Raw genomic sequence first — 19094 nt, 5'->3', positions numbered from 1 at the left:
GATGGAAAAAAAGCAACTGATTAAAATAAACCTGCCGGGTGGGGTAGCCTCTGCCGGCGATTTTTACGAAATGCTTATCATTGCGCAAAATGCAGGTGCCGGGCAAATTCGCTTTGGGAACAGGCAGCAACTTTACTTTGAGGTAGCTGCTGAAAAGATGGAAGACCTGGAGTTTGATATGCTGGGCGCTGGGATTGACCATGAAATTAATACCGACCAGTTCCCTAATATCACCAGCTCCTATATTGCCGATGGGATTTTTAATCATGAAAACTGGTTGAAGGAAGGGGTTTACAAAGACATTTTCGACTTGTTTGATTATCAGCCCGAGTTAAAAATAAACCTGGTTGATAGCAACCAAACTTTTGCCCCCTTTTTTACCGGTAATTTTAATTTTATCTCGTCGCCGGTAAGTAACTATTGGTATTTGTATATCAGGTTTCCTAAAACCAATATCCTGTATTGCTGGCCTGTATTGGTTTATTCAGACGATATCCCGGCCATGAGCAAAGCTGTGCAGCAGGTAATATTTGCCAATAAGCCGCTGTTTTATGACCAGGCCGAAGTTAATGCCGATTTGTTGTATCAACTGGTTGCTGCCAATAACCAGTTTGTTATCCAGCAAATAGATCAGCCCTTAAATATCCCCGAATTTCAATTGCCCTATTATGAGGGCTTTAATAAACAAGGCAATAAACATTGGCTGGGTATTTACAGGCGCAATGAATTATTTGATATCGAGTTTTTAAAAGAAATTTGCAACCTGTGTATGCAAACCAGGGTTGGGCAGCTGTATATCAGCCCATGGAAATCGTTGCTTGTTAAAAATATCGAGGCCAAACACAGGCCGCTTTGGGGCAATATGCTCAATAAATACCGGGTAAATGTACGCCATGCTTCAAATGAATTGAATTGGCAGGTAGAAGACCTGTGCAGTCAATGCCTTGATCTGAAACAACAGCTGGTTCGTGAATTTGAGGAAGCCGATCTGCGCACATATCGCCTTAGCTTTGCCATTAAACGGTCGCCAAAATCTGGAATCTATGGCTCTATCATGATCCGCGAACGCAACCCCGACGAGTTTGAAATTGTGCACACCCGCGATTTTAACCACAACACCCGCGAATTTGTGGTGTATAAACAAGGGGTTGCTAAAATCGACTTAGGCCGCCATTTGATTGCGCTTTGCGATTTGTTTTATGAGCAGCAAAGCAATATTGTTCAGTCGGCCACGGTTGCAGGCAGGGAAGATATGAACAAGCCAATTAATCAAAAAGTAGTACACCAGTGTAAAAACTGCTTTACTATTTACGACGAAGCATATGGCGACGAACTAAACGGACTTGCGCCTGGGGTACCCTTCACCGCGTTAAAAAGTTTTGAATGCCCTACCTGCGGCGCCGGTAAAGAGGATTACAAGGAGTTGGTTTGCGTGGCATAGCTGATTGCTTTGTTTTTTCATATGACGAGTGATGATCTGTTAGATAGCTTTGAAATTACGAAACCGCCGCATTCCCGGCAGCCGGATTAATTCAATGATTTAACGCCATCAATCGCCTGAATTAAAAATATTAACCACCGGTTGTGTACCACCCCGTACCAGGGTGTACCAGGGTGTTTCAGGGTGTTTCACCCCGTGCCGGTACACACAGTTTGCGGTTAATTTACTTCTCCTTCCCCTGTCCTCCCCAAGGAAGTAATCACACGTTTCCCTCCCTTTTTTCGCGTCTTCCCAACACCTTTTTCCTGCAACCGCTCACCCAATCAACTATTCACCCCTCACCATTCACTATTTAACTACCAATCAGGTAGATTATCTAAAAAAATGTGCATATTTGGGGTTCAAAATTTATTATCTAACAAATTAACACGCAGTGAAGCCTCCGAAAGGAGCTTCATTACAATTAAAAACAATTAAACAATGAAAGTCGCAGTAGTAGGTGCTACTGGCTTAGTAGGCACCAAAATGTTGCAGGTTCTGGCAGAACGCAACTTCCCCGTTACAGAATTAATTCCCGTAGCTTCCGCAAAAAGTATTGGTAAAGAAATTACTTTTAAGGGTAAGCAGTTTAAGGTAGTTTCTGTTGAGGATGCGATTAAGATGAAGCCGGACGTTGCAATTTTCAGCGCCGGCGGCAGTACTTCATTGGAGCAGGCACCGCTTTTCGCGGCCGCAGGCACTACAGTTATTGATAACTCATCGGCCTGGCGCATGGATCCAACCAAAAAACTGGTTGTGCCCGAAGTAAATGCCGATGTATTAACCGCAGAGGACAAAATTATTGCCAACCCCAATTGCTCAACCATACAAATGGTAGTGGCCTTAAAGCCGCTGCACGATAAATATAAAATTAAACGCGTAGTAGTATCTACCTATCAATCGGTAACCGGTACCGGCGTAAAAGCTGTTGACCAGTTGTTTAACGAGCGCAAAGGGATTGATGGGCCAAAGGTTTACCCTTACACTATCGACCTGAACGTAATACCTCAAATTGATGTGTTTACCGACAACGGTTACACCAAAGAGGAAATGAAAATGATCCTGGAAACCAAAAAGATCATGGGCGATGACAGCATTAAAGTAACTGCTACCACCGTTCGGATCCCGGTTATGGGCGGTCACTCAGAGTCGGTGAACATTGAGTTTTTACATGATTTTGATCTGGGCGAAGTACGTGAACTATTAGCTAATTCGCCAGGTATTGTAGTAGTTGATGATACCGCCAACCTGAAATACCCAATGCCGCTTGACGCGCACGATAAAGACGAAGTTTTTGTTGGCCGCTTACGCCGCGACGAAAGCCAGGACAATACTTTAAATTGCTGGATAGTATCTGATAACCTGCGCAAAGGCGCTGCTACCAACGCAGTGCAGATTGCAGAATACTTAGCGGCCAAGCATTTGATTGGCGCGCCGGTTGAGGCGTAATTATTAGTGAATGGTTGATTGGGTTGATAAAGTGAATGGTTTTAGTCGCTTATCAACTCAACCCAAAACTTAAAAATATAACAGGGATAGTCGGTTGATTATCCCTGTTTTTATATAAAAGCTCCCCGTTAACATGGGCAACCCTGCCTGTTAGTTAACTGCTGCCTCATAATTAAGTAAAAAGATGTTTATTAACATAATTTAACTGTGCATCTGCGTTAACTTATTACGTTTAATAGCGTCATTTGTATTTCAATTACATTATTTTATTTCACAATGAAAACTAAGATAATTATAGCAGCCGTTGCCGTCTTCGGTAGTTTGTACAGTGGTGTGGTTAGTGCGCAGCAAACCGCCTTACTTGCCGATCAAAATCCGCGATATAAAGAAAGCCAGGCCAAATATGCCCGCGCGGCAGATAGCCTTACCAGTTTACAAGGCACAACCATACAGGATACCTACAAAGCTTATGACTGGTATGAGGCCAAGATGGAGCGCCGCCGTCAAAACCGCGAGTGGAGGCACCAGGAACGTATGAATGGCTATTTCGATTATACGCCGTCATGGGGGCTTTACGATAACTACTATTCACCATCAATCAACTTTGGCTTTGGGGGCCGCTGGGGGCGCGGCGGATACCACGGAGGCCGTTCCGGTATCGGAATTGGTTTTGGCTGGTATTAAACAGCACCACGCATCACTTATTATCATAATTTAACAACCTACTATCAATGAAATTTAATAACATTTTAACCATTGCTGCACTTGCAGTTTCAACACTTTTTGCCGCATCATGCTCAAGGCAGGTAACACGTGTTAGCACCGATCAAACTATAGATGTAAGCGGCAACTGGAATAACAGCGACTCCCGGATGGCGGCCGAAGAACTAACCGGCAAAATTTTAGGCGCAAGCTGGATCGAAACTCATCAAGCCGATCATCAGGGCAAAAAGCCGGTAGTAATTGTGGGTTTTGTGCAAAACAAAAGCCACGAGCATATTGATGCCGAAACGTTTTTAAAGGATATTGAAAGCTCATTTATCCAAACACAAAAGGTACGCCTGGTACAAGGTGGCAAGAAACGTGAAGAATTGCGCGCCGAGAAAGCCGACCAGCAAACCAATGCAACCGTGTCAAGCATGAAACAATTTGGGTTAGAGAATGGTGCCGATTATATCCTGCAAGGCTCTATCAATTCTATTGTTGATTCGCACAAGCGCCAAAAAGTAGTTTACTACCAGGTAAACCTCGAGCTTACCAATATTCAAACAAACGAAGTGGTTTGGATAGGGGAGAAAAAAATAGCCAAATACGTAAAAAATTAATTAAGTAAGCCCTGCTCAAGGATTGCTTGTATCTGATAATGATAAACCTGCGTAAGCGTATCTTTCTCGCATCACCTGTCATAGGGGTGATGCTTTTTTTATTTGGTTGTACCACTTATAACCAAAGCCTGACATCCTATTACAAAAATGTTTACGCAGGTAATTACCCCCAGGCCGAAAAAGACCTGGATAATAATGGCCTTATTCAAAAGCCGCGCAATAAACTCCTGTACCTGATGGAGAAAGGGCGGGTAACGCATCTCAGAGGAAAATACGAGGAAAGCAATAAGTACTTTAACAATGCCGATCAGTTACTTGATAGTGGTTTAACAGGTGTTGCCGACGCGGCCGTTGGTTTATTGGTTAACTCGATGTCGCAAACATATAAAGGCGAGGATTTTGAAAAATTCATGATCCACTATTACAAGGCGTTGAATTACCTTTATCTGAACAATATTGAAGATGCCATTGTGGAGGCCCGCCGCATCACCCTGCAGGCGCAGGACCAGGGCGATAAATTTAACAATAAAGACAACCGGTACTCAAACGATGCCTTTGCATTGATGTTCCAGGGCATGCTTTACGAACGTAATAATGATGTTAACAATGCATTTATATCATACCGTAACGCTGCCGAGATCTACCTGAAAAACCCCGATCAAGCCTATTATGGTACGCCTATGCCTATGGGATTAAAGGAGGATGTGATCAGGACCGCCATGTTGAACGGCTTTACAACCGAGGCCGATCAGTTTGAGAAAACATTTGGTTTACCATACACTCCCGGCAAACCTACCGAAGGCGGCGAGCTGATTTTGTTTTGGGAAAACGGCCTTGCGCCGGTTAAAACACAGGAAGATTTGTTTTTTAGCATGATAAGGCATAGCGATGGCGGGTTGTTTTTTGTTAACGGTGCCGGTTTAGAGATCCCCTTTAATTATAGCGGCGACAGGAACAGGGTGAACCTGAAATCAGTTGAAAGTTTGCGGGTAGCTTTTCCAAAATATATTGCCCAAACGCCTTATTATTTAAGCGGCAGCATCAGTGTCAATAATGAACAAGTACCTTTTGAAAAAGCCGAAGATATTAATGAGCTGGCTTTTAAAACGCTGCAGCAACGTACTTTAAAAGAACTGGGCAAAGTGCTTGCGAGGCTTGCTGTTAAAAAAATGGCCGAATATGGCTTGCGTGCCGCGGCCACAAGCGATGGTAAAACAAACGGCGTTTTAGAGGGGCTGGGGTATGGCGTACAACTATACAGCCTGTTATCTGAAAAGGCCGATACGCGTAACTGGCAGTCCCTGCCTTCATCTATTTCTTATGCCCGCGTCCTGCTGCAAAAGGGGGCTAACAAAGTAAGTATAACCCTAAAAAATGCCCAGGGCGTTGCCGAAACCAAAACAATTGAGATACAAGGTAACGGAACGATGCAGTTTTATAATTATGCAACGTTACGGTAGAGCATAAATATTAGTTGAAATAATTGAGTTGCAACGAAACAGCGAAAATGATAGAATACCGCAATTGCAGAACGCAGGGATATGACACGTAATTACTTTACCTATTAGTTTAATGGCCAATATTTCGAAAAAGTAAAAAACATATGGCCGAGTTTAGTTATAAATTATAACTATTATTTTAGCGTTATTGAAGCTTTTTTACTAACTTGTTTCCGATGAGATCATTTAAGCTGATAATTGTTTTTTGCATCTGTTTTATTACGGCCCAAACGTTTGCCCAGACTATCAGCAGTCCGCAGGCCATTGAGAATGACCTATTACGTATTTTTAAGCGCATCAATTACTATGGCACGCATAAAAAAGAATGGAAAGCTATTGATTCCTTAAAAAAGATGAATAGCATCTTTGCCTTTAAGCTTAAATATTATACTGCTAAATACCCCTTTACTATCGATTTAAAATTCACATCGCTGGTAAAAGAGAGGATGGTTATCGCAACTTCGTCAGATGGCATGTTCCGTACCTATTCCTGGGATACCCGGCGGGGCAATGGCGGGTACGATTTTGATAACATACTGCAATACAAGGTTAACAGCCAAACGCTATCGCTGTTAAAAATGGACCCACCGGGCAAGGAAGCTTTCTGGTTCCCGAAGATTTATACGTTTACGGCCAATAACAAAACCATGTATATGGCAGTTTATAACTCGATAATGTCGGCCAGTAAAGCCGGGCAGGGTATTCGGGCTTATGCCATTGAAAAAGGCGTGCTGAACGGCCGCGTACCTATGGTAAAAACCCCTACGGCAGTATTAAGCCGGCTGTATTATGAATACAACCTGCAATCGGTAGCCGATTGGGATACTTTCCCGAGCATCACATTTGACCATACTACAAAAACAATACATACCCCCCTGGTTGATTTCAGCGGCAAAATGACCCGCAAGTTTATCACCTATAAATTTACCGGAAGGTTTTTCGAGAAAGTAAAGAGTTAAGAATTAATCATAAATTTTCAATAAATTTGAATATGAATGAAGTGTTTTTCTTAGTAGAAGAAGCGATTGAGGGAGGTTACAACGCCAGAGCCATAGGTGAATCTATTTATACTCAAGGCGACACAATGGACGAACTTAAAGGAAACATTCGAGAAGCCGTACAGTGTCATTTTGACGATGACAATCTGCCCAAAATTATCCGCTTACACCTCGTAAAAGAAGAAATAATTACCGTTTAATTATAAGTAATTATGTCTCCTAAAGCACCAAGAGATGTGTCTGGTAGCGACTTGGTAAAGTTGTTGTCCAAATACGGATACAAGGTTATTCGTCAAGTTGGTAGTCATATAAGGATGTCTTTGGCCACAACGGATGAAGGGGCCAAAAGTATTACCATACCTAATCACAATCCTATTAAATTGGGAACTCTTATGTCTATAATAAACGATGTTTCTTCTCAACTAAAAATCAGCAAAGAGGATATAATAAATAAAGTATGATATCCTTCGCCCACCGTGTTTTTATGGAAGTTGCCGCCAATTTGAGTTTCTCAAAAGCTGCACAGGTGCTGTTTGTAACGCAGCCCGCTATAAGCAAGCATATTAAGGCCCTGGAAGATCAGTATAAAGTACCCTTATTTGAGCGCAAAGGCAACAGCATACTGCTTACCGAAGCGGGCAGTAAACTGAACGAATACCTGCAGCAAGCCACAGAAATTGAACGCAAAATTGAATACGATCTCTCGGTACTCAGTAACCTGTCACAAGCTGCAGGCCATTTACGCTTAGGGGCCAGCACCACCATTGCGCTATATATTTTACCATCAATACTATCGGGTTTTCAGCGCGAGTACGCCAATGTGGATGTACAATTGGTGAACCGTAACTCCGAATATATCCTGAATGCATTACTGAATCATGAGGTTGATATCGGCATCATCGAGGTTGATAATAAGCTTACAACGGTATCCTACAATCCTTTCATGAGCGACGAGGTGATCCCGGTATGTTCGGCAAAAAGCCCCCTGGCCGGCAAATCGCTAACGTTAAAGCAGTTTGTTAAGACGCCGTTAGCCGTGCGCGAGCGCGGCTCTGGTACGCTAAATGCGGTTTTAAAATCACTATCGGCACTGCACATTAAACCGGCCGACCTATCGGTAAAAATCCGGCTTGGTGGGACCGAAGCGCTTAAAAACTTCTTACTGGCCGATCAGTGCCTGGGTTTTATGCCTCGCCCTTCTATCATCCGCCAGTTGGCCGAAGGCGACCTGGTTGAAGTACCCATCGAAGGCCTGAAAATTACCCGCGATTTCTTTTTTATCCGCCGTAAGGGAACGGAAGATTATGGGCTTACGAGTAACTTTATCAATTATGCATTGGGGCATATAGCTGATAGATAGTACCTTAAAAGTTCACTTTTGTTATTTTAAAATACCTGAAACCATCTAATCGTTGGCCTGTATTTATATTACACTTAATTTATTATAGCAATAATTAAAAATACAGTTATGGCAAGTTTAAATGATTGTAAGGTAGCTATCCTTACTGAAGAAGGATTTGAACAGGTTGAGTTAACAAGCCCAAAAGCAGCCCTGGAAGCAGCAGGGGCAACTGTTCATGTGATATCGCCTAAAGCAGGCAAAATAAAAGCCTGGGACAAAACCAACTGGGGTATCGAAATTAATGTAAATAAACAACTGAGCGAAGTGAGCCCCGATGATTATGACGCGTTGGTTTTGCCTGGTGGCGTACTAAACCCCGATAAGTTAAGACAAAATAAAGATGCGATAGCTTTTGCATCAGCATTTTTAGATGAAGGGAAACCGGTAGCAGCCATTTGCCATGGCCCGCAGGTGCTTATTGAAACAGGATTGATTAATGGCCGCCGCCTTACTTCCTATCCGTCTTTAAAAACCGACCTGATAAATGCAGGTGCTGATTGGGTTGACGAAGAGGTTGTGGTTGACAACGGCCTGGTAACAAGCCGCACCCCAGCCGACCTGGATGCCTTTAACCGAAAAGCCATTGAAGAGATTGCCGAAGGCGTGCATCATGGGGCCTAAGCCCAGTGTGATTAAGATAAGCGCAAATAATATCGAATAATGAATGTTGAATATCCAACACCGAGATTTTCACTTCATTATTCGATATTGGAAGTTCGGTATTGGATATTTAAATCGATTATACTTTAATGCTTGTTGCCGAAGCCAAATTCGCGGTAGGTATCGGGCATGCTGCCGTTATTGGTAAAAGCAAAAGTGAAGGTGGTTCCCCAACTTTCAAAATCGGCATTTTTGTCTTTCGATGCTTCAATATGTACCGAGCTTAACATGTATATCCCTTCGCGGCTTAGTTTAAAAAATATAAGCCCACTTGCATCAGCGCTCAATTTCTGGGGATAAACATTGCCGTTAATTGTTTTTACGTACAAAATAACCACAGCGTCTTTCAACGGCTTGCCATGAAAAAGAACCTCGGCAGTAACATCATCGCCGTAATCGGCTTTGTAGGGGTTTTGTTTAATAACAATTTCGTATTCCTCGTTCAGTGGCTTTTCAAAATCCCGGTCGGTTGGTTTATCAACAGTTACCAGTGTTTTTAAGTAGCGGGTTGTTTTTTCTACAAAGTATTGCTGATTGTTGGCTTTTGCCTCTTCGGCAATTTGGTCAAGCCCTTCGCTGCTCAGGTATTTTAAAAACTTGTTTCTTTCCGATTCTACATTCTCACTTTTGATGACTTCGATGGTAGCTAAACCAGGGCTTTCCAGTTTGTAGTTTAATATATTTGATGCCGTATCTTTTGGCAATTTGCTCAGGTCGGTCTGTTTCTTTCCTTCGTACAATACAAATTTCGAGATCTTGGCGCCGTCGTATTTGTACTCCCCCTCCTTTGCAAATTCATTGCCGCTTAACAAGTGCAGGTTAATGTTATCGCCTTTTTTCATATAGAAACTGCCGGGCAATAAAAAGAAATCTTGCGCGTAGGCCGTAAAACCAATGATCAACAATACCGCCAATATTAAATATACAAATCGTTTCATCGTTTTTAGTTAGGAATTACCAAACATACAAAGTTTAACCCGAAAAAATTATTTTTTGACCTTGTTGAAGGCCTTGCCATTTAAAAACTTCAGTAGTTTTACCTTATGATTTTTGATCGTAAAAACCTTGATAACGACACGTTGCTGTCTTTTTACAGAAAACTGTTGCTGCCACGCATGGTCGAGGAGAAAATGCTCATCCTGTTAAGGCAGGGCCGCATTGGCAAATGGTTTTCGGGCATAGGGCAGGAAGCCATTGCCGTTGGCAGTACCCTGGCCATGGCCGACGATGAGTATATTTTGCCTATGCACCGCAACCTGGGTGTTTTTACAACGCGTAATATCCCGCTTTCGCGGTTAATGGCGCAATGGCAGGGCAAGCCATCGGGTTTTACCAAGGGGCGCGATAGGTCTTTTCATTTCGGCACACAGGAATATAAGATCATTGGGATGATATCGCACCTGGGGCCACAGTTGGCCTTAGCCGACGGCATAGCACTGGCTGATGTATTATCTAACCGGCATAAAACCACCCTGGTTTATACCGGCGAAGGAGCTACCAGCGAAGGGGATTTTCATGAGGCTTTAAATATTGCGGCGGTTTGGAATTTGCCTGTTATTTTCCTTATCGAGAACAATGGTTACGGCTTATCAACCCCTACAAACGAGCAATATCATTGCACCCAGCTGGTTGATAAAGCTATAGGCTACGGCATGGAGGGCCGCCGTATTGATGGCAACAATATTTTAGAGGTGTACCATACCATAACGGATATAAAAAACAGCATTGGAGCAAACCCCAGACCGGTTTTGCTGGAATGCATGACCTTCAGGATGCGCGGCCACGAAGAAGCTTCGGGTACTAAATATGTACCGCAAAACTTATTTGAGTGGTGGGGTGCTAAAGACCCGCTGGCTAATTTCGAGAAATATTTATTGAATGAACGCGTGCTGCTGCCTGAATGGATTCCTATTATCAGGAAAGAGTTTACCACGCTTATTGAATCGGAATTTGAAAAGGTTTACAGCGAGGCTGATATTGTGCCGGATATTGAAACCGAAGTGGCCGATATGTACCGGCCTTATCAATTCCCGGCAAGCCAACCACCGGCAAGCCCGGCAACCAATAAGCGGTATATAGATGCTATAAGCGACGGCATGCGCCAGGGGATGCGCAAGTATCCAAACCTGGTAGTTATGGGGCAGGATATTGCCGAATATGGCGGCGCATTTAAAATAACCCAGGGCTTTGTAGAAGAATTTGGTAAAGGCCGCGTACGCAACACCCCCATCTGCGAATCGGGCATTGTTGGCGCGGGTATGGGCTTAGCGCTCAACGGCTACAAAGCTATTGTTGAAATGCAGTTTGCCGATTTTGTTACCTGCGGATTTAACCAGATTATTAATAACCTGGCCAAAACCCATTACCGCTGGGCGCAGGCCGTTGATATGGTTGTACGTATGCCAACCGGCGCAGGCACCGGTGCCGGGCCTTTCCACTCGCAAAGCAACGAGGCCTGGTTTACAAAAACGCCAGGGTTGAAGGTAGTTTACCCCGCTTTTCCGGCCGATGCCAAGGGCCTGTTGCTGGCAGCAATTGACGACCCTAACCCAGTCATTTACTTTGAGCATAAATATCTGTACCGCAGCATAAGCGGCGAGGTGCCGGATAATGATGTGCTGATAGAAATTGGTAAAGCCAATATTGTGCAACAAGGCGAAAAAGCTACCATCATCACCTTTGGTTTGGGCGTACACTGGGCGCTGGAGTACGCGGCCAAACATCCTGAATTATCCTTAGAGGTCATCGACCTGCGCAGCCTGCTGCCATGGGATAAGAACGCCGTTGAACAAAGCGTAAAGAAAACCGGCCGGGCCCTGGTGCTGCATGAGGATACCCTCACCAGCGGCTTCGGCGCCGAAATAGCAGCCCACATTGCCGAACATTGCTTTAAATGTCTGGATGCCCCGGTAATGCGCTGCGGAAGCCTGGATACGGCCATCCCCATGAATAAAGCACTGGAAGACCAGTTTTTGGCCAAAGCAAGACTTGCCAAGATAATGGAGAAATTGCTGGGGTATTGATTACTTTGTTATTGGAAAACCAAATGGGCCACAATTAACAGCTGAAGTTTATTGGCTAAGCTAAACTTACGAAGTTTTAAAAACTTCGTAAGTTTCACCCCGAAAAAAGTTAATTCTTGATTCTTGCCTCTTGATTCTCTCCCCTACTTCCACTTTAAGCTTTTGATCAAAACCTCCACGTCTTTTTTAATGAAGCTTAAGGCTGGTTGTATCGAATCAAGACGTGGTTCGTTGTTAAAGTAAAGCGCTCCCCGCAGGTAATTTTTTGTACTATCTGTAAGGAAAAACTGGGCCGACGATGCCGCGTTGCCATCAATAGTATAGTAAATGCCATATACCTTGCGCTCCGGATAAGCAATAATGCCCTCATCAATTGATGTTGCCTTTATGGTGTGCTTGAAAGCGAAGGTGCGGGCATCTTCGGTTAACTGATTAAATTCTTTTTTGGTGGTTACCGGCTGATAACTCAAATGCAGCGTTGCATGAAAATCGGGAAATTGCATGTTTACCCAACATGGCTTTGCATTGCTGCTCTTATCTGGCTCAATAACAGCGTATTTAGGGTAAGTAAAGCTATAGGGGCAACCGCCATTATATTCCTGGTATTCTTTTTTGGGGAAAACAATGCGGGAGTAACCACGGGGTTTGGGCGAGTAATCATGATTGCCGCCGCAGGCAACTAAAACAAATAAGGCTAAAACCAGTAATGTTAAATACCTCATACACGCAGGTCTTTAGTATTCCATATCTCCCATGATTTTTCGGCCTGCAATACCAGCATTTCGTAACCATTTTTGGTGGTTGCGCCACGTTCGCGGCCTTGTTTTAAAAACAGGGTTTCTTCGGGGTTGTAAATCAAATCGTACAGTAAGTGCTCATCGGTAATAGCCTCGTAGGGTATTGGCGGGCATTCGTGAATATTGGGCGATGTACCTACAGGTGTGGTATTGATAATGATTTTATGCTGTTTTATATGGTGCGGCGTCAGCTCGCTGAACAGTAAATGATCGGGATGTGGTTTGCGGGTAACGGTTTTGTATGTGATGCCCATATTTTCCAATACACACCTTACCGCTTTTGCCGCGCCGCCATCGCCCAAAACCAGGGCCTCATCGTTGGTGTCGTTGATGAGCGGCTTTATCGACATTTCGAAGCCATATAAATCGGTATTATAACCTTCCAGCCGGAAATCGTGCCCGGTTATGCCAACCTCGCCTGTAAATGCTGCCTGCAGGGGGCTCTCGGCGCTTATACAAATGCAGTTTACCGCGCCTGCTGTGCGGGCATCATGCTCAATCCAATCCAAATAGGGTATAATGGAAACTTTATGGGGAATGGTAACATTTAAGCCCACAAGATTAGGATGTTCATCCAGCAAGTCCTGCAAATCTTTAATATGTTCCAGCGGATACACATCGTAAACAGCATCTTCAATGCCTTCGGTTTTAAATTTCTCGGTAAAATATTTCTTCGAAAAAGAATGCGAAAGCGGAAAGCCTATCAGCCCGTAGTGTTTCATGTATAAGTTTATTTAGTATCGCCTAAAATAAAAGCCTAAAGATATACACAGAAATGACAACTGCCATATCCAAAATAACAATAGGGCAATATAAGGAAACGCGGAGTTTTAGTCACAATTACCATCGTTGAAATGGCAGCCTGGGAGCACACAGACCGCGAAAAAAATCAAGAGAACAGAATAAAGACAGCTGCAACTCAATGAGTTTTTATCTTAATTTTATCCTCTTTAATTATAAACTCAAAAAATGATCGAAAGTATCGCTTCGGATGCCCAGGCGTAACGTTTCCAGGGGGATAATATCGGCAGGGGCTATGTTGCCCAGGCTTACGTTGGCACCAATCAGCTTAATAAACCAAACCTGCTGAGCTTTTTGCGGGGCTTCCCAAATAATGGTGCCTTCGGGTATCTGGGTAAGTATCTCATCAACCAGGCCCTGCCTTACTTCGCCCGAATCGCGGTAGATACCTACGTTACCGCTTTCGCGGGCTTCGGCGATAACCTTCCATGAACCGGCTTCAATTTCGGCATTCATGAGCTTAATCCATTTATAAGGAGCAAAAATCTTTTGCACATCCTTTGAGCCTACTTCGGATATTACTGTAACCTGTTTGGCCAGCTTGCTGATGTATTCGCATTTAATATCGTGCTCGATGGTAATTGATCCGTCTGATACCTCGCAGTGCTCAAGCTGGTATTTATCCAGCAGGCGGCAGTAATCATCAAACTGGTTACGTACAATAAAGGCCTCAAACAAGGTGCCACCAAAGTATACCGGGATACCGGCTTGTTTATATAGTTTTATCTTTTCATCCAGGTTGGGGGTAACATATGATGTTGCCCAACCCAGTTTTACAATATCGGTATGTGTGCCGCCAACCTCAATAAAATCTTCAACCTGCCTTAAACTTAAACCCTTGTCCATTACCATGGTAATGCCTTTATCTCGGGGTTTAGCTGTACGTTCGGGTAAATTATTGATGGTATAATTCATATTAACATGTTGGTTATAGCCTATAACTAAAAGTACTAACGGCGACAAAGGTCGTAAAAAAAACTCATAGGAAAAATGAAGGAAATGTTAAATTAAAAATAGATAGGCAGAAATTAAGTTTTTGCACTGCCCGTTTTCGGCGGCGTTGAATAAGGCCCCCAAACCCGGTTGCCGGCGATTAGCTTATATTTTTGCTCAAACGTTCGGTGAAATATTTCCACAATATTCGTTTATTGTAAAATATTTATTAAAAATGCATAAAAAACATATAATCTGTGTTAAATTATTAAATATTGTCACTAAAAGGTGTACTTTTAGTAATTGAATCGACGTTAAAATAAATAAATATTATTCGTGGGCTTATGGTGGCTTGTTATTTATAGCGCACGAGTAATAACTTAATATAAATTACCTAAATCTTATGTTATGCAAAAGTTTTTCCCATTAATTTTCTCTATATTGTTAATCCCCGTTAGTGCTTTATCACAAAGTATTGCCACGGGAGCCTATGCCGAAGATATTGCAAGGAGAAACCAGGTTTCCGGGCAAAGCGGTTATTCGGCCTCGTTTACCATCCGGCCATTAGAAAATCAATTTGAAAACATAGCCGATACATTGCTAAGAAACTTGATAGCAAGCAGAATGTACTCTAAATTTAATGTTATGGGTATGCCATCTGGTATACGGTTGCTTCCAATAAACTGGCTAAATGAATATAATGTAAATCGTCCGTACGGTTATAACAACGGTTCGATGTATCCAAATAAAGGTTATCAAAGCATGCTTAGCGGGGGCTTTTTGTTAAATGCAGGCATTTTAACAGTGCAGGTAAAGCCCGAACTGGTTTACGCGCAAAACAAAGCGTTTTCAACCTTTGCCGATGTACAGGCAATCAATAATTCGCCGGCGCTTATGAATGCTTATTTTGGTACAATAAATGGCATTGATGCGCCCGAAAGATTTGGAAATAATTCAATAAAGCACCTTTACCCCGGACAATCAAAAATAACGTTAAATTACAAAAGCGTCGAAGCCGGGGTTTCAACAGAAAACATATGGTGGGGCCCCGGCATAAAAAACTCCATCATGATGAGCAACTCGGCCCCCGGTTTTTTACACTGGACATTTAATTCGGTAAAACCGGTTAGAACAATAATTGGCTCGTTTGAATGGCAAATAATAGGTGGAAACTTAAAACAATCGGGCTTTGCGCCAGATGATGTAACCAAACTGGTTTATGGCGGCAATCTGTATAATCCCAAGCCTAAAGTTACCCGGTACCTTTCTGCGTATACTATTAATTGGCAACCTAAATGGCTAAAGGGGTTATATTTGGGAGTTACCAGTTATGATTACCTTGATAAAGATTCTGTTTATAACAAAAAGAGTTTAGTACGACAGATATTTCCGGTAATTACAGGGTCGTCGGCAAAAGCAAATGATATTACAAACGCGACAAGAGGAGACGGACAGGATTTTGCATACGCATTTAATATAAGGCAACTTTTGCCCCTATACCAGGCCGAAATTTATTTTGAATGGGCCCGGAACGACAGAAGCGCCGGACTTAATGATTTTATTCAGGAGCCAAGTCATTCCGCAGCCTACACGCTCGGTGGCAGAAAACTATTTGGTTTAAAAAAAGGCAGCTATTTACAAATAAAAGCCGAAATGACATCGTTACAAAGGTCGCCAACTTATTTATTAAGAGATGAGCCTACCTGGTATGAACACCTTCAAAGCCCACGGGATGGATATACAAACAATGGCAGGTATATTGGCGCCGGCATAGGGCCCGGCAGCAGCAGTTTTATGCTGGATGTTAGCTATCTAAAAAACCTAAATTCCTTTGGGGTTACACTTGAAAGGCAATTGCATAATAATGATTTGTATTATAGCGCTTACGCCGGTACAGGTACTTTTAATTTGCATTGGGTAGATATTTCAAGCACCTTTTACAGCAATGTAAAACTGAAAAAATATCTGCTTTCGGCAGAAATTACGCCTGTTTATACCCTTAACTACGAATACAAAAATGGCGAAAGCTTCAATTTACACGCGCGGCTTAATGTTATCTATTACTTTAACTAATTGATACAATCGCGGTTACTTATCGTTTTTAAAAATGAACTTGACTTTTAATTAAAAAATATCATTGTTCTTAATAATCCCAATTTAAATTACTTTTGCAAAAAAATAATATCGCCTATCCCAATATCGTTTTAAATGCCATTAATGGTTACTTATGAATAAATTTCACTTTCGCATATTTTTGATTGCTTTCACTATTCTTTGTTGTTCAATTAAATTCGTTTCTGCTCAAGCCAATCTCCAAAATATATCTTCAATAAACATTGATGATGTTTCTGATCAGCAGTTAATACAACTGTTGCAGCAAGCACAAAATGCAGGGTTAAGTGATGCTGATTTAATACAGCAGGCGCAAAGCAGGGGCATGTCGGCCAGTCAGTCCCAAAAATTACAGTCGAGAATAAAAAACATTCGCAGCAAATCAGGCGTGTCGTCAACAAATGCAGCTGACAGTACCAACACACAAGGCCGTCAACTTAATTACAAGCCAGATAGCAATGATTCGTTATCAACACAAAAGGACATATTTGAAAGTCTTAAGCCTAAAATTTTTGGTGCAGATATTTTTAAAAACAAGAACAGCTCATTTGAGCCCAACCTTAAACTTGCTACTCCTTTAAATTATATTGTTGGGCCTAATGACCAGCTTAATATCAATGTTTACGGCAACTCATTAGTAAATTGGAAACTTGAAGTATCTCCGGAGGGCAATATCAATATACCTGGCGTGGGCATTTTAAATGTTGGTGGTAAAACCATTGAGCAGGCTTCAGTAGCCATAAAGAGCAGGCTTGCAGCTAACAATTACGCTGTTGGGCGCGGCACAAGCGTTCAGGTAACATTAGGAAATATCCGAAGTATAAAGGTGATTATTATTGGGCAGGTTTCTAAGCCGGGTACCTATACTTTACCGTCGCTTGCTACGGTTTTCAACGCGCTTTATATGGCGGGCGGCCCAACAGATAACGGAAGTTTAAGGCAGATAGAAATAATCAGAAATAACCGGATCATCAGGCATCTTGATGTTTATGATTTTTTGGTCAAAGGCGATCAAAAAAATAACATAGGATTACAGGATCAGGATATTGTGCGGGTGCCTACATACCGTACAAGGGTTGAGCTTGCCGGGCAGGTAAAAATTCCGGCACTGTTTGAGGTTTTGCCAGGTGAAAGTCTTGACGACATTATAAACTACGCCGGCGGCTTTACCGATAGCGCTTATACTGCCCGCATAAAAGTATCGCAAATAAGCGATCAGCAAAGAAAGATTACGGATGTTTTAGAGGCCGATTATAAAAATTATGTACCCTTAAGGGGCGATAAATACACTATTGAATCAATTATTAACAGATTTGAAAACAGGGTGGTTATTAACGGAGCGGTTTTTAAGCCTGGCGATTACGAGTTACAAAACGGGTTAACTTTATATCAGTTGATTGAGAAAGCAGCCGGTTTAAAAGAAGATGCTTTTACAGAAAGGGGCACCATTACGCGCCTGAAGCCCGATAATAGTACCGAAATGATAGGTTTTAGTGTAAAAGATGTGATGAATAAAACGGTAAATATTCCGTTACAACGCGAAGACATTATTAACATATCATCAATTTTTGATTTACGTGATAAATACGTAGTTACCATTAATGGTAGCGTAAGGAAGCCTGGGAAATTTGCCTTTTCGGAAAATATGAAAGTAGAGGACTTGATTTTAAAAGCCGGTGGCTTTGCCGAGGGGGCCAGTACAAAACGAATTGAAGTGGCCAGAAGGGTATCTAATGCCGATCCATCATCTAAAAGCAGTTCTGTAGCCCAGGTTTTTAGCGTGAATATTGATGGCCCATTAAAACCCAATGAAGCCAATTTTGTGTTAACACCATTTGATATAGTATCAATATATAGTTTGCCAGGGTACGAAAAACAAAAGACAGTTAAAGTTGAAGGTGAAGTATTGTATCCGGGATCATATACCATTAAAACTAAAAACGAAAAAATATCAGATTTGATAGCACGAGCGGGGGGGCTTACCGCATCGGCCGATGTTGAAGGCGGATCATTAAAAAGAGAAAACATTGCCATATTGGGCATTGATAAGAATAAAGCAGATACCACGGCTTTTACCCTGGAAAGGATGGCGCAGGCCAACAGGCTTAAAAGAGCCTACAAAGATTCTACAACCAATGCCGATACGCAACAGCGCAACAACTATGTAGGGATTGACCTTGGGGCGGTTTTAAAAACACCAGGGTCGAAAAGTGATTTATTACTGGAAGATGGCGACATTATAAGGGTACCTAAGCAACAGCAAATTGTTCGTGTTAATGGCCAGGTACTTTATCCAAGCGCGGTAGTATATGATAGCTCAAAATCATTTAATGATTTTGTATCTAACGCCGGAGGCTACGGTCCTGATGCATTAAGAAGAGGGGCATATGTTGTGTATCCGAACGGCACGGTAAAAGGCACCAGGAAATTTTTGTTTTTTAATAATCATCCATCTGTTAAACCGGGGAGCGAAATTTATGTGCCGAAAAAATCAGAGAGCAAAGGGAATACAGCTCAGAATATTTTAGGGTTTACTACGGGGCTGGCTTCGTTAGGAGCCATAATTTTGGGGATTTTAAGTTTAAATAAGTAGTAAAGCAGTATCAACCTCATTC

The 19094-nt window shown here is 42.4% G+C and carries 17 protein-coding genes; 13 read left to right on the top strand and 4 right to left on the bottom strand.

Annotated elements, in window-relative coordinates; translation table 11 throughout:
* Nucleotide 1: 1 nt before the first annotated feature.
* The 10 genes from ACFGVS_RS18220 (at nt 2) to ACFGVS_RS18175 (ending at nt 8774) form a co-directional block, all read left to right on the top strand.
* Nucleotides 2-1441, top strand: a complete 1440-nt coding sequence (locus ACFGVS_RS18220) for a rubredoxin (RefSeq protein ID WP_439695056.1) — start codon at nt 2-4, stop codon at nt 1439-1441.
* Between the two features lie 480 nt (nt 1442-1921).
* A complete protein-coding gene (locus ACFGVS_RS18215; RefSeq protein WP_090639618.1) occupies nt 1922-2929 on the top strand; it encodes an aspartate-semialdehyde dehydrogenase in 1008 nt (335 codons plus the stop codon).
* 276 nt (nt 2930-3205) lie between these two features.
* A complete protein-coding gene (locus ACFGVS_RS18210) occupies nt 3206-3613 on the top strand; it encodes a hypothetical protein (protein ID WP_439695055.1) in 408 nt (135 codons plus the stop codon).
* Nucleotides 3614-3660: 47 nt separating this feature from the next.
* Complete coding sequence (locus ACFGVS_RS18205) at nt 3661-4254, top strand: penicillin-binding protein activator LpoB (protein ID WP_439695054.1); 594 nt, start codon at nt 3661-3663, stop codon at nt 4252-4254.
* Between the two features lie 38 nt (nt 4255-4292).
* Nucleotides 4293-5714 carry a COG3014 family protein gene (locus ACFGVS_RS18200; RefSeq protein WP_439695053.1) on the top strand — a complete coding sequence of 474 codons (1422 nt, stop codon included), beginning with the start codon at nt 4293-4295 and terminating at the stop codon, nt 5712-5714.
* A 215-nt stretch (nt 5715-5929) separates the two neighbouring features.
* On the top strand, nt 5930-6712 hold the full coding sequence (locus ACFGVS_RS18195; protein ID WP_439695052.1) for a hypothetical protein: 783 nt from the start codon (nt 5930-5932) through the stop codon (nt 6710-6712).
* A gap of 32 nt (nt 6713-6744) precedes the next feature.
* Nucleotides 6745-6951: a 2-oxoisovalerate dehydrogenase gene (locus ACFGVS_RS18190; RefSeq protein WP_090639641.1), complete on the top strand. Its 207-nt coding sequence runs from the start codon at nt 6745-6747 to the stop codon at nt 6949-6951.
* A gap of 12 nt (nt 6952-6963) precedes the next feature.
* Nucleotides 6964-7212: a type II toxin-antitoxin system HicA family toxin gene (locus tag ACFGVS_RS18185; RefSeq protein ID WP_439695051.1), complete on the top strand. Its 249-nt coding sequence runs from the start codon at nt 6964-6966 to the stop codon at nt 7210-7212.
* Nucleotides 7209-8111, top strand: coding sequence for a LysR substrate-binding domain-containing protein (locus ACFGVS_RS18180; RefSeq protein ID WP_090639647.1), 903 nt, complete (start codon nt 7209-7211; stop codon nt 8109-8111). Before ACFGVS_RS18185 ends, ACFGVS_RS18180 begins: the two co-directional genes overlap by 4 nt.
* Before the next feature lie 108 nt (nt 8112-8219).
* A complete protein-coding gene (locus ACFGVS_RS18175) occupies nt 8220-8774 on the top strand; it encodes a type 1 glutamine amidotransferase domain-containing protein (RefSeq protein ID WP_439695050.1) in 555 nt (184 codons plus the stop codon).
* A gap of 125 nt (nt 8775-8899) precedes the next feature.
* Here ACFGVS_RS18175 and ACFGVS_RS18170 read toward each other — a convergent pair whose 3' ends face one another.
* Nucleotides 8900-9751 carry a DUF4198 domain-containing protein gene (locus ACFGVS_RS18170; protein ID WP_090639653.1) on the bottom strand — a complete coding sequence of 284 codons (852 nt, stop codon included), beginning with the start codon at nt 9749-9751 and terminating at the stop codon, nt 8900-8902.
* Nucleotides 9752-9856: 105 nt separating this feature from the next.
* On the opposite strand from ACFGVS_RS18170, the gene ACFGVS_RS18165 reads away from it, so the two are divergent.
* On the top strand, nt 9857-11836 hold the full coding sequence (locus ACFGVS_RS18165; RefSeq protein ID WP_439695049.1) for an alpha-ketoacid dehydrogenase subunit alpha/beta: 1980 nt from the start codon (nt 9857-9859) through the stop codon (nt 11834-11836).
* 143 nt (nt 11837-11979) lie between these two features.
* On the opposite strand, the gene gldD is transcribed toward ACFGVS_RS18165, so the two are convergent.
* From gldD to ACFGVS_RS18150, 3 genes are all read right to left on the bottom strand, one after another.
* Entirely contained in the window at nt 11980-12558 is a 579-nt protein-coding gene (gldD, locus tag ACFGVS_RS18160; protein WP_274210535.1) for a gliding motility lipoprotein GldD, read from the bottom strand.
* Nucleotides 12555-13355 carry a shikimate dehydrogenase family protein gene (locus ACFGVS_RS18155; protein ID WP_274210534.1) on the bottom strand — a complete coding sequence of 267 codons (801 nt, stop codon included), beginning with the start codon at nt 13353-13355 and terminating at the stop codon, nt 12555-12557. The genes gldD and ACFGVS_RS18155 overlap by 4 nt, the downstream gene beginning before the upstream one ends.
* A gap of 232 nt (nt 13356-13587) precedes the next feature.
* Nucleotides 13588-14349 carry a phosphosulfolactate synthase gene (locus ACFGVS_RS18150; protein ID WP_090641609.1) on the bottom strand — a complete coding sequence of 254 codons (762 nt, stop codon included), beginning with the start codon at nt 14347-14349 and terminating at the stop codon, nt 13588-13590.
* Nucleotides 14350-14775: 426 nt separating this feature from the next.
* On the opposite strand from ACFGVS_RS18150, the gene ACFGVS_RS18145 reads away from it, so the two are divergent.
* Entirely contained in the window at nt 14776-16440 is a 1665-nt protein-coding gene (locus ACFGVS_RS18145; protein WP_439695048.1) for a capsule assembly Wzi family protein, read from the top strand.
* Between the two features lie 298 nt (nt 16441-16738).
* Nucleotides 16739-19072: an SLBB domain-containing protein gene (locus ACFGVS_RS18140; protein ID WP_439695047.1), complete on the top strand. Its 2334-nt coding sequence runs from the start codon at nt 16739-16741 to the stop codon at nt 19070-19072.
* Nucleotides 19073-19094 lie beyond the last annotated feature (22 nt).

The organism is Mucilaginibacter sediminis, assembly GCF_051903035.1.
Taxonomy (GTDB): domain Bacteria; phylum Bacteroidota; class Bacteroidia; order Sphingobacteriales; family Sphingobacteriaceae; genus Mucilaginibacter.
Note: the sequence above shows the minus strand (reverse complement) of the source record. Positions and strands in the feature narration are given on the sequence as shown.